The organism is Paenibacillus sp. FSL R7-0179 (assembly GCF_038002265.1).
Classification (GTDB): domain Bacteria; phylum Bacillota; class Bacilli; order Paenibacillales; family Paenibacillaceae; genus Paenibacillus_AQ.
This window is the reverse complement of sequence record NZ_JBBOCC010000002.1, coordinates 1,302,804-1,314,732: the sequence shown is the minus strand read 5'-3', so window position 1 is coordinate 1,314,732 and position 11,929 is coordinate 1,302,804. Positions and strand designations below refer to the sequence as shown.

Below are 11,929 nucleotides of genomic sequence, written 5' to 3'. Positions count from 1 at the left end.
CTGTTATTTCTGCGCTGCGAGGAACGCATCAATCTGTGTTTGCATTTCAGTCTGAACCTTATCCAGACCTGCTGATTTCAGCTGCTTGATCAGGTCTGCCTGACCTTTAGCCAGATCATCAATCAAGCCGTACTCCAGCGGAATCGCATAACGCAGCATCACGTTGCCGATGTTAGCCACTTCGTTCTTCACTGGCGTAGTGTCGAAGACGAAGGTTTCGAGCGGGAAGTGATAGATGCTGGACTGCCAAGTGTTGAACATATCGTCCGCTTCCTTAGGATAAGCTGCATCCTGACGGTTCAGCGGGGAGTTCCAGCCCCAGTTCGAGAAGCCTGTGTAGTTAGCGGCAGCAGGACCGGCGGTGAACTTCTTGTCGCCTTCCGGATTGTAGTTGCTTCCGGCGATACCGTACATCGTCAAATCATGAATTTCTTTATCATTTTGAAGCAGATCCAGCAGCATCAGAGCGCGCTCAGGATTCTTGGAGGTAGCATGTACGGACATCCCGTTCTGCGTGGAGATCGCAGCAATTTTCTTTTTGCCCGGGGTAAGGTCAGCAATGGCCAGCTCCACATCCGGTTTGTCACGGCGCATTTCAGCCAGGTTAGCAGCTACAGTACCCAGGTTGTGTGCATAAGAGGACACCTTGCCTGCTTTAATATCCTGCCATACATCGTTTTTGTTGCTGACTACGTTCTTGGACCATGCGCCGTTATCGGCCAGGTCTTTGTAATATTGCAGCAGGGAAGTGAATTCCGGTGTGTCATAGATATTGAAGACTTTACCGGAAGCATCATCCAGCTTGTATGCCAGCGGAAGCAAGCTTCTGTCTACGATTTTGAAGTTGTTGTTCTGCTCCAGCAGTGTTTGATCCAGCTCATGGAATTTCCAGCCGTCTGCCGGCTTGGCTCCATAGGCAGTAATCCCTTTTTCGTCCTTGGCAATTGCCTTCAGATAAGTTGCGTACGTCTCAGGACTGTTGATTTCAGGCAGGTTATGCTTTTTGCGCAGATCCTCACGGTACAGCACCACTTTGTCGGTTACTTCAACATTGTTGTTCGGAACCATGAACAGCTTGCCGTCCACTTTTGCCTGATCCCAGTTCACTTTCGGCATAGCTTCCCAGGTCTGCGGCATATACTTGGTCAGCATATCATCCGTCAGTTCCAGGAATCCGCCCTTCAGCGCCTGATCGTTATAGAAGGCCCAGTTCGCTGTATACACGAGGTCGAAATCTTCGTTCGCCGCGAATTTCAGCGGGTATTTCTGGGTCCAGTCAGACCAGTCGAGGAATTCAGTTTCTACGGTAGCATTGATTTTCTCTTTGAGCTTGGTGTTCAGCTCTCCGAAGACCTTATCGTAATCCCCAGGCTGTGGCCCGAGCAGAATCATTTTGAGCTTCACTTCTTTGGAGGTGTCCGGAGCGCCGGAATTGGTTGCTCCTTCCGATGCCGCCGGAGCCTTAGTAGCCTCCGCTCCTGTATTGGTGTTATTATTGCCGCCGCCGCATGCACTGAGGACCGTCCCTAGTGCCATCATCGTTGCAAGCGTTACTGTAAGTTTCTTTTTCTTGTTCATCATGACCGATATTTCCCCCTTAAGTAATAGTTGCCTCAAGTCTATATTGATAACCAGGTTACCCTGTGATCATCCTTTGACTGCACCAATCGTTAGTCCTGTTACAAAATACTTCTGGATGAACGGATACGCCAGCAGGATCGGCCCTGTAGCCACAATCGTCATGGCCATCTTCAGACTTTCGGTTGGCAGGTCTGTGTTGACTACCGCACCGGAGGCCATCATTGCCTTACGCATTCCATCCATGTTGCCTAACATTTTGTAGAGATAATACTGCAGCGGCATCAGCTCCGACTTGGAGATGAAGAGAAGTGCGTTATACCAGTCATTCCAGTAGGCCAAGGCAATGAACAGACCAATGGTCGCCAGAGCGGGCTTGGACAACGGCACAATCAGCTGCATGAAGATCCGGAAATCGCCGGCTCCGTCAATTTTGGCCGATTCTGTAATCGCATCCGGGATGCTGCCCATGAAGGACTTCATGACAATAATATAGAAGACGTTCATCATCATCGGCAGAATCAGTACCAGCAGCGTATCCTTCAGATGCAGATAGTTGATGATCATCAGATACCAGGGAACCAGGCCGCCGCTGAACAATGTAGTGAAGAAGAAGAAGAAGGAGAAGCGGCTGCGCCATTTGAAATCTCTCCGGGACAGCACATAGGCTGTCATTGACGTCAGGAACAATCCGACGATCGTACCGATGGCTGTAACGGAGATCGTTACGCCATACGCTCTGAGCATCTCAGCCGGATATTTGAACAGCAGGCTGTACGCTTCTGTCGAGAAGGCGGTCGGGAAGATCTGGAACCCTTTCTCGATAATCGCGCTCTCTTCACTCAGCGAGGAAGAGATAACCAGAATGAACGGGAAGATACAGAATATAGCCAATATCGTAAGGGTTACGTATCCGATAACGGATAGCACCATTTTGTCCCTGTTGGCAGGCTTTCTGCGTACTTCCGGTGATTGAATATTAGCAGTGGTTGAACTCATCGGGCATTACCTCCTTGTCCTAGAATAGAGCGCGATCCTTATCGTATCGGCGTACTGCATAGTTGGCCAGCATGATGGTTGCGAAGCCGAGTATCGATTGGTAGAAGCCGGCGGCTGCAGACATCCCTATTTCATTGGATGTAGTCAGCGAGCGGAAGACGAAGGTGTCGATTACGTCTGTGGATGAGAACAGCAGGCCGTTGTTGCCGACCATGTTGTAGAACATCCCGAAGTCTCCGCGGAAGATATTACCGATTGCCAGCAGCACCAGAATGATGACGGTCGGCATCAGGTTCGGAACCGTAATTTTCATAATACGCTGGAAAATATTCGCGCCGTCAATCTCGGCGGCTTCATACATCTCGGTGTCAATGCTTGTAATCGCGGCCAGATACATAATCGTTCCGTAGCCGAGTGTCTTCCACGCGGATACGATGACCAGAATGAACGGCCAGTAGGCTGCCGTATTATAAATATCGATTGGCTGCATTCCCAGTCCCTTCAGCAGCACATTGACCGTACCTACATCGAAGTTGAAAAGGTTGTACGCAATCGCGCCCACAACCACCCAGGAGATGAAATAAGGCAGGAACAATACCGTTTGCGTCAGCTTGCGGAACCATTTGCCCGCTACCTCGAACAGCAGGATGGCTGCGAAGATCTGAAGCACGTTGTTCACAACGATGAATGCAATGTTATATAGTGCTGTATTTCGGGTTACGCGCCAGGCGTCGCCGGAGTCAATGAAGAATTTGAAGTTGTCCAGCCCGTTCCATGGACTGCCGAATACCCCGCCCGTATAGTCAAATTGCTTGAATGCCAGCACAATGCCCGACATGGGCAGATAAGCAAATAGCAGAAAGAACAATACTGCCGGTGTCAGCATAAGAAGCAAGGATCTGTATTTCTTGACATCATCCCAGAATCCGTGTTGTTTCTGTTTCATCTTGAATCCCCTTTCCCATTCCCATTTCTCTATAGCCTTATTATAAATAAGCGTCCATCCGGTGTGGATTAGGGCTATCAACTAAAAGTAATACTTTTTCAACGATCCGTTTAAATATATATACTTTCCAAAAAAACAAAAAACGTTGCCTCTGATTTGAAAACCAGAGCTGGCAACGTTTGGCAAACAAAGCTTATATCTTCTGCTTCTTGCGGTATTCCCCCGGCGTCATGCCGGTGATTTGCTTGAACTGACGGTTGAAATAGATGATATTCTTATAGCCCATCCGTTCGGCTATCTCATAGATCTTAAGCGTCGGATCACTGAGCAGCTCGAACACTCTGCCTGTCTTGCGCTCGTTGACGTATTCACTGAAAGGAACCCCGTATTCCTCCTTGAACAGGAAGCCCAGATAATTTGGGGTGAAGTCGAAGTGGGCGGCTACCTCCTTCAAGGTGATCTTCTTCTCCAGATTCTCCTCGACATAATTCATAATCTCGTCGATCAGCTTGCGCTTCTGCCGTTGCCGCTTCACATACAGCAGCTCTGACAGCTCAAAGAATCTCCGTCTCATCCACGACAGGATATCGTGAATCGTCTCGAACTGGAACAGGATATCCGGCTGATGGGACTCCCACTGTAGCAGCTCATACAGATTCTCATTCTGCTGCTGCAGGTCCGCATGTAGCTTGGAGGTGATACGGATAATCAGCTCATAGACATCCTTCTTGCCGGCATTCGTGAACAGCTCCAGCAGATGATCGTCAATCGCCACCAGATCGTACTGGATGATAGCCTCCAGCAGCTGCACAACGGTCTGTTCAATTCTGGCCCCCGGTGTCCCGCGCGGGGAGGACTCCAGATTGTCGCGGATCAGCCGGTTCTTGCCCAGCAGCCACTTCGCACTGAGTGCAGCCGTTGCCTGCTGGTAGGATTCATGCAGCCCCGCCTCATCCTGGGCGTAACGCCCGACCCCGATGGTTAAGGTGCAGGGTGAGCTCCCGGCCATCTGCTTAATCAGTTCATCCAGCAGACTGAGGAAGCTGTCCGGCGGAAGACTGCACAGAATGACGAACCGGTGATGATGGACAGGAATCAGTATTCCCAGCTGGGTGCTCTCTACGAACGCTCTGATCAGTCCGGCCATCTGCCGCGTCTTGACCCGCGCATCCTCCTCGGACAGGTCGCGCAATTTCCATTCCAGATCATCAATTTCAATAATTGCTGCAGCCGCTCCCTTCATGAGCAGCGGGTTCAGGGCACTGCGCAGATGCTGCTCCGCCGGCTCAGGCGATGCATCCTCGAACCAGCGCAGAATCAGCTCCTTGTTCACCAGGGACAATGCCTCGGTGAAGGAACGGTTCTTCTCCCGTTCCTGCTCCAGAGCGGCAGACAAAGATTCCAGCATGTCGTAGAGATCCTTGTCTTCTACAGGCTTCAATAAATAGCCGGAGGCATTGATCTCAATCGCTTCCTTGGCATAGCTGAAATCCTCATGGCCGCTGATGAAGACAATTTTGACCTTCGGATGGATGACCTTGGCCCGGCGCGCGAATTCCGTCCCCGTCATAATGGGCATACGTATGTCAGACAGGATGATATCCACCCGCTCCTGCTCCATGATCTTAAGCGCATTGAAGCCGCTGTTCGCCGTTCCTACCACTGCAAGATCCAGTGGACTGGCCAGCACTCTGCGCCGCAGCCACTCCAGATCGATTGCCTCATCGTCAACCAATAGTACATTGATACTCATCGCAATCTTGTCCTCCTGTATGTGTAACTGACCTCATGTCTTATAGCTCCTCATCACCTTGAAGCCCGGCAGGAAGCAGCAGCCGTACGGTTGTCCCGCCTCCGTAGAAGCTGGCAATTGTCACTCCGTATGCATCGCCGTATCTGAGCTTAATCCGCTCGTCCACATTTTTCACACCGTACCCGCCTGACTGGCTCGGTCCCTGCATCATACGCTTGACCACCTCTGGGCGCATGCCGATCCCGTTATCAATTACCTTAAGTTCAATATTGTCCCCTACCCGCTTGCCGGTCAGCCGGATGGCTATGGTCTCACCGAACCAGGCATGCTTGAATATATTCTCCACAAAAGGCTGAAGCAGCAGCTTAATCACCTGCATGTGCAGAATCTCCTCGTCCACATCCACGTGCAGCGTGAAGGCATCCGCATATTTGACCCGCTGAATCTCCAGGTACGTAGCAACCTGGTCCAGCTCCTTTTCCAGCTCAATATAGACATTGCCCTGATTGAGCGTCAGCCGGTAGAACCGGGACAGCCCCTGGACCATCTCCGTGACCTTGCCGATCTCCCCGAGATTAGCCAGGCTGCTGATCGTAGATAGTGTATTATATAGAAAATGCGGATTGATCTGTGCCTGCAGAGCTTCCAGCTCCGCCTGCTTCTTCTGAATTCCCTGCACATACACGCTGTTGATCAGCCCCTGGATGTTGGAGGCCATATCATTGAAGGAATCCGCGATCTGCACGAATTCATCATTGCCGGAGAAGCGGATGCGCTTCTGGAAGTTCCCGTCCTGGAAGGAACGCACCAGGCCTACGATCCTGCTCATTTTGCGGCCCGATATCCGTGCCACCACATACCCGATCAGGGTCATGACCAGGAAGCTCAGACTGCAGACCGCGATAATCACACGGCGCAGACGTCCGGCATCCTGGGTGAGATATTTATGCGGAACCATCGCTTCAATAATGAAGTTACTGCCCGGAATCTGCTCCTGCAGCCTGAGGAAGCTCCCCTCTCCGCTGCTATTATTGGCGGGGCCCCGCTGGAACAGAACGTCCCCGGTAGTCTCCTCCACCAGCCGCAGCGTAATTCCTTCCTCCAGCGGGAAGGTATCGAAGCCGCCGAACAGGTCCTCCAGCGATACCGTAATCCGCACATACCCGATCAGCGACTTGTAATCACTGAAGTTGACGAGTCTGCGCACATGTGAGAGGTTGCCCAGCTTCTGGTCTGTATCAATCTGCAGCCACAAATTATCACGCTTGGAATCCTTCAGCGACCGGTACCATGGACTGCCTACAATATCGTCCAACGGCAGAATGTAGTAATCGCTGGTAATAATCGGATCATCCAGATTATCGCCTGACACAATGTTCAGATCAGCGTTCGGAGTGTAGAGCATGAAGCGGATCTTGTTCCCGAACAGCTGCAGCGGCGCGGTAATCTGGGGAACAATCTCGTCAAGCATCGTCAGATAGATCTCAAACGGCGTCCCCTTCAGCTCCAGCGCACGCTGGAACGGCTGGCTGCCGAACAGGTTGTCCGACATCCGCTGAATCTCATCCATCTGATAGCGGATATTGTTCCTCGACTGCTCCATGCCTGTACGGATGTTGGACTCGGCCATCTCTGTCCGGGAATCGGTCAGCATGGAATAGGAGATATAGCCGATGAACACATCCGTAAGCAGAACCAGCAGCAGATAAGGAATCATCATTTTATAGGTGAAAGGCATGTACTTCTTAAGCTTGGGCATCATTCACTGGACATCCTCTGCATAGAATTCGTTATTGCTATTCTACTCCGAAACGGCACTTATGATAATACCAGGAACACGTCAAATAGCCCAGGGAGGATTAGGAAGCGGCTCCCCGGGCTTATACATTATGGCTCTGAATCTGTCAGGCCAGCTTACTTCACAGCTTCTCGCTGACTGCCCCGCCCGCTGCAATCTTCGCATTGAAGGAGAGCTGGTTCAGCTTCTTGATGGTCTCTTTATTGTAGGCATCCCCCATGAAATTCGGCTGCCCGCCAATGATTTTGACCGGTGTAATGCTGCTGGTTACCCCTGACGAGTTAATGGTGAAATTAACCAGCATCGAGTGCAGGGTCTTGTCTCCGCCCCGTGTGGAACGGTTGAACACAAAATTGCCCAGTGAATAGTAGATCGGCTTATGCTTGTAATATTCAATGCCCATCAGACAATGGCTGTGCGCACCAAGAATGATATCTGCACCGCTGTCGATCATCTGCTTGGCCAGCTTGCGGGCATAAGCTTCCGGGTAATCCTTGAATTCCTGATTCCAGTGAATATATACAACCGTATAATCATTATCCTTGGCAGACTTCTTAATTGCACTCAGCAGCGGCTCTGCCGTATAAGCGGAAGCCGCACCCGGGCTGTTCTTGCCTGCATACCAGGAGGGGCTGGACAGCACACGGCTTGTACCCAGAACGGCGATCCGCTTGCCCTTGACGGTCTTGACATACGGCTTGAACGCTTCATCCATATTGGCACCCGCACCGGTGTGCCCAATGTTGTTCTTATCCAGATGAATCAGAGTATCCAGCATCGCGTTCCGGCCATAATCCAGAATATGGTTGTTGGCTACAGTGACACCGTCGATCCCCGCTTTGCTTAATCCCGCAAGTGCCGCCGGCTTGGAGCGGAAGGCGAACGTCTTACTGGCTGCAGTTCCGCGGACAGAGACCGGAGTCTCCAAATTGGCAAAAGCCATATCCGCCTTCTGCAGCACCGGTGCTACCTTGGCAAACGGGAAATCAACGCCATACTTAGCAATCTGGTCGCCGACAAAGCCGTCCAGCAGAATATCCCCGGCAAAAGTAAGGCTAATCTCCTCCTGCTTAGCAGCCCCCTGGGCGCTTATCCCCGCGGCAGGGACCAGCAGAAGCAGAATCATGACTATAACAGCATATCTGCGCAAAGTTCTCTAGCTCCTTTTTGTAATGTAATAGAATGATGACTGAAGCAGCTCAGCATTTACAGCCGGAACATTGCCGATCATCCCCATGAGATTGTCTCCTTCTTTCTTCTGCCCTAGAAGCTATTCTACTACAATGGAAGGAAACAACCAAATGATGGATGGACTTTGCTAGATTTGCGCTTTTTTGAGCACTGCCCGGAAGCAGCTTAGGCCGCCCCACTGATCTGTACGCACGGCATCTGCCGGAAGATTGAAATCCGTCTCGCCCCAATACTGAAAGCCGGCCTGCAGCAGAATCTCATTCATCCGCGGCAGGTTGACCGTCGGATGATCAAAGGTCAGCACCAGCAGCCCTTCTCCATTCAGCGTTCTATGGAACTCACGGACGGCCAGTACTGCTTCCTGCACAGACAGATGCTCCAGCACCGAGATACAAAAAACCGTATCAAAGCTCTCATCCTCATAAGGCAGTGAGGTGAGATCAGCCTGGGCCAGATGCAGCCTGTTTACAGGTCCGGCCTCCACCTGAGAGGCTGCAGTTGCTCCGGCATCCTCGGTGATATTCTGCATTATCGCTTCATGCGACAGAATCCGGGCATCCTTATCACAGGCATAGACCTCAGCGCTATGCTCGGCAAGATAGAATTTGAGCGGGTGAGAGATTCCGCAGGCTGCGTCCAGTACTACATCGTGCGGTGAGATGAAATTCGTACACCATTCGTATTCATACGGACGGCTCCACCAGGCTTCCGGCAAATCATAAACCAGCTTGTCACGGCGTGCATCGGTATTTACAAAAAAACGGGAGACGTAAGGATGTGTCGGCATGGCCAGGACTCCTTTACTCGTGGGGATTTCGGTAGTGAGAGTATATTCACGAATCCCGGATTCATGCTATAACCTCGCAGCAGCCTGACATGGGGATTATTTCGTAAGCTTCATGAAGTAGATCCCTATACCCAGATTATAAATGGCATGGGCAATGACCGATGGAACCAATGAATCCGTAAAGTAGAACAATAAAGCAAATATCAGGCCATTAATGAAAACTAAGCCGTAAGCCAAACGTACCCCTTTATACTGAGGGACATGAATAATCCAAAATAAAAAAGTACTTATCCCAATCACAATGCCGTCAAGGATAGAGCCATAACCCGTAAACAGTCCAATTAATACGCCTCTGAAGAAAAACTCTTCAACAATGCCTCCCCCCAGTGAGCTGACGGCAATGCCGCTTGGAGTTCTCATGATATTCCGTATAATCTCCGAACCTTCGGACTGGGGAAGCACCGTTTTTGTTGTTATAATAAGACCGACAGAGATAAGCACTACAATCGTACCCGCGATCAGCCCCAGCAAGGTAACTTCTAGAAAAGACAACTCACTTGGAACAAACAAGGACTGGATATAGGGAATGATTTCACCCCACCGGAAAATGGCAATGAGTGCTGCGCCTAAAACCAGAAATGGCACTAAACCTAACCCAATTTGGATCAACCATTTATTATGCTGCCGCGTACTTAATTCACTCAATTTCTATCCCCCCCTTCCTTCGAACTGATTGTTATAAAAGGCATGAATCGCTTCACCGAAAAATCCCCCCATATCATCAGGCAGCAAAGCCTTCAAAATCTCTGACTGCTTGTCCAAGCTCCGCTCTGTCTGAAAAAGCTCGTTCACAGATACCGGAACAAGGGCTAACACTTCCTGTAGCTCGCGTTGTACCTCTTGACTATCAGGACGCAGTCCGCTGTCCATGGATGTCTGAAAAAAAGACAATAACCTCCGGTTTAATCGATCAAATGCTGGTTGTTGCTGTTTATTTTTGGGTATTATTTTATCTACCGTGGTTGCAGAGAAATATTGTTGTAAAATCGTTCTTTGATCTTCTTCTAACCGGATCGCATTCATGAGCAACATCAGATCTTCATTGTTCAAATCACCCGTTTCATTCATTACATTCTTCATCCGGGCTATCATTTCCAAGGATTCGTTTATTCTATTTCGCTTATCACGAAGCACAGCTTCCTGCATTTCCACCATTTCTCCAAAAGAATACGCGGTCTCTTCAAGCATTTGTTTGATTTCGATTAGCGGCCAGCCCATACTCTTAAGCAACTGTATGTTATAGAATTTCTTGAGATCATCTCCAGCATAAATTTTCTGATTGGCGCCGTTTTTCTTTCCAGGAACAAGAAGCCCGATTTTCTCATAATATCTTAGTGTCCTTACCGTCGTATCGACAGCGCTGGCGAATTGACCGACCGTAAGCTCCATATAATCCCCTCCTGTATTACCGTTTTATATAAATTGAACTAATGATTTCTGTTTTGGGATTGCCGTGACTCCAGAGAAGTTTTGGACTTCCGGCCGCTGCCCTTCTGCAGATTTCTTGTTTTATCCCGTTTCTAACGGTTGAAATCCGCAGACAAAGGCGGTCGCTACCGCTCCTCCAGTTCCAAAATTCCCCTCCGCCACTTTTCCTTTAACTTTAATTTTTTAGTTCAATCTATATAGATTTATAAGTACCGTGTTTTTTATTATAAACTGTGACGTAACGTCCTACTCAATCCCTAATATTCAAGGTGGATCGATCCGTAAGCGAAACAGGCGCTACCCGTTAACGGACAGCACCTGCTCAGCGTAATCTATAGGTCTTGTATCTATAAAATCTACTTATACATAATAGCTAAGCAGCTTCGCATCAACGCCATGTCTTGCGATCAATCCGTCCAGCATTTTGGACCAATCATGGTCTGAGGTGCAGCGTTCCGGCCGGGCTTCGAACCAGGCAACCGACCGCTTCACGCCTTCCGCGAACGGCAGGGTGGCTTGGTAGTCTGGCACCAGGCGCTTGATCTTGCTGTTGTCGAATACACTGCTGACTGCCTGATCCCCGATCAGCCCGTCCGCCGTTCCCGCCGGGGTATTCGCAGCGATGAAGTCCGTGGACATGTGTACCACCTTCGGCTCACGGCCTGCGGCCTCCCCGATAGCGGCATAGATCTGATTCCAGTTCAGCACCTCATCCGAGGTAATATGAACCGCTTCTCCAAGCGCCTCCTGGAGTCCCAGCAAACCAACGAAGCCTTTGGCAAAATCCGTATTATGCGTCAATGTCCATAGAGAGGTGCCATCGCCATGAATGACGAGCGGCTGGCCCTTGCGGATGCGTTCCACCAGAGACCATGGATGGCTCCAGCTGGTCAGCGCCGCCGGAATGGCTGTATCTCCATAAGTATGGGAAGGCCGGACAATGGTCACTGGGAAGCCGCTGCTCTGATACGCTTCCAGAAGCAGCTCCTCGGATGCAATTTTGTCCCGGGAATACTGCCAGTACGGGTTCACCAGCGGGGTCTCTTCGGTAATCAAATAATTACGCTGGGGCTTCTGGTACGCAGAAGCAGAGCTAATATAGATATACTGCCGCGTCTTGCCGGTGAACAGGTCAATATCCGTCTGCACATGCTCCGGCGTGAAGGCAATCCAGTCGACTACAACATCGAAGTCATACCCCTGTAGCGCCTCGGCTGCCTGCTCCTTGTCACGGATATCACCGTGTATCACCTGTGCGCCCTGCGGCACGAAGCTGCTGCGCTCTCCACGGTTGAACAGATACAGTTCTATTCCCCGTTCCACTGCCAGCCGGGAAACCGCCTGACTGATAAGTCCCGTTCCTCCGATAAATAGAACCTTCATCTGTAT

General features: G+C 50.4%; 10 protein-coding genes. All 10 read right to left on the bottom strand.

The window, feature by feature from the left end:
* Positions 1-3: 3 nt before the first annotated feature.
* Positions 4-1,581: an extracellular solute-binding protein gene (locus tag MKX63_RS22140; RefSeq protein WP_341020099.1), complete on the bottom strand. Its 1,578-nt coding sequence runs from the start codon at positions 1,579-1,581 to the stop codon at positions 4-6.
* Positions 1,582-1,647: 66 nt separating this feature from the next.
* A complete protein-coding gene (locus tag MKX63_RS22135; protein WP_445321849.1) occupies positions 1,648-2,511 on the bottom strand; it encodes a carbohydrate ABC transporter permease in 864 nt (287 codons plus the stop codon).
* An 85-nt stretch (positions 2,512-2,596) separates the two neighbouring features.
* A complete protein-coding gene (locus tag MKX63_RS22130; protein WP_341020097.1) occupies positions 2,597-3,523 on the bottom strand; it encodes an ABC transporter permease in 927 nt (308 codons plus the stop codon).
* A 193-nt stretch (positions 3,524-3,716) separates the two neighbouring features.
* Positions 3,717-5,276: a response regulator gene (locus MKX63_RS22125; RefSeq protein ID WP_341020096.1), complete on the bottom strand. Its 1,560-nt coding sequence runs from the start codon at positions 5,274-5,276 to the stop codon at positions 3,717-3,719.
* 40 nt (positions 5,277-5,316) lie between these two features.
* Positions 5,317-7,038: a sensor histidine kinase gene (locus tag MKX63_RS22120; protein ID WP_341020094.1), complete on the bottom strand. Its 1,722-nt coding sequence runs from the start codon at positions 7,036-7,038 to the stop codon at positions 5,317-5,319.
* Positions 7,039-7,195: 157 nt separating this feature from the next.
* On the bottom strand, positions 7,196-8,224 hold the full coding sequence (locus MKX63_RS22115) for a CapA family protein (RefSeq protein ID WP_341020092.1): 1,029 nt from the start codon (positions 8,222-8,224) through the stop codon (positions 7,196-7,198).
* Positions 8,225-8,392: 168 nt separating this feature from the next.
* On the bottom strand, positions 8,393-9,052 hold the full coding sequence (locus MKX63_RS22110) for a class I SAM-dependent methyltransferase (RefSeq protein WP_341020091.1): 660 nt from the start codon (positions 9,050-9,052) through the stop codon (positions 8,393-8,395).
* Positions 9,053-9,148: 96 nt separating this feature from the next.
* Positions 9,149-9,757, bottom strand: a complete 609-nt coding sequence (locus MKX63_RS22105; RefSeq protein ID WP_341020090.1) for a CPBP family intramembrane glutamic endopeptidase — start codon at positions 9,755-9,757, stop codon at positions 9,149-9,151.
* A 3-nt stretch (positions 9,758-9,760) separates the two neighbouring features.
* On the bottom strand, positions 9,761-10,501 hold the full coding sequence (locus tag MKX63_RS22100) for a MerR family transcriptional regulator (RefSeq protein WP_341020089.1): 741 nt from the start codon (positions 10,499-10,501) through the stop codon (positions 9,761-9,763).
* Between the two features lie 399 nt (positions 10,502-10,900).
* The gene (locus MKX63_RS22095) at positions 10,901-11,923 is read right to left on the bottom strand and encodes an SDR family oxidoreductase (RefSeq protein ID WP_341020087.1); all 1,023 of its coding nucleotides are present in this window, start codon (positions 11,921-11,923) and stop codon (positions 10,901-10,903) included.
* Positions 11,924-11,929: the final 6 nt, after the last annotated feature.

Bases quoted from the DNA above. Each gene is read 5' to 3' on its own strand.
- MKX63_RS22110 (WP_341020091.1), bottom strand. From the start codon at position 9,052: ATGCCGACACATCCTTACGTCTCCCGTTTTTTTGTAAATACCGATGCA.
- MKX63_RS22135 (WP_445321849.1), bottom strand. From the start codon at position 2,511: ATGGTGCTATCCGTTATCGGATACGTAACCCTTACGATATTGGCTATA.
- MKX63_RS22095 (WP_341020087.1), bottom strand. From the start codon at position 11,923: ATGAAGGTTCTATTTATCGGAGGAACGGGACTTATCAGTCAGGCGGTT.
- MKX63_RS22140 (WP_341020099.1), bottom strand. From the start codon at position 1,581: ATGATGAACAAGAAAAAGAAACTTACAGTAACGCTTGCAACGATGATG.
- MKX63_RS22130 (WP_341020097.1), bottom strand. From the start codon at position 3,523: ATGAAACAGAAACAACACGGATTCTGGGATGATGTCAAGAAATACAGA.
- MKX63_RS22100 (WP_341020089.1), bottom strand. From the start codon at position 10,501: ATGGAGCTTACGGTCGGTCAATTCGCCAGCGCTGTCGATACGACGGTA.
- MKX63_RS22120 (WP_341020094.1), bottom strand. From the start codon at position 7,038: ATGATGCCCAAGCTTAAGAAGTACATGCCTTTCACCTATAAAATGATG.
- MKX63_RS22125 (WP_341020096.1), bottom strand. From the start codon at position 5,276: ATGAGTATCAATGTACTATTGGTTGACGATGAGGCAATCGATCTGGAG.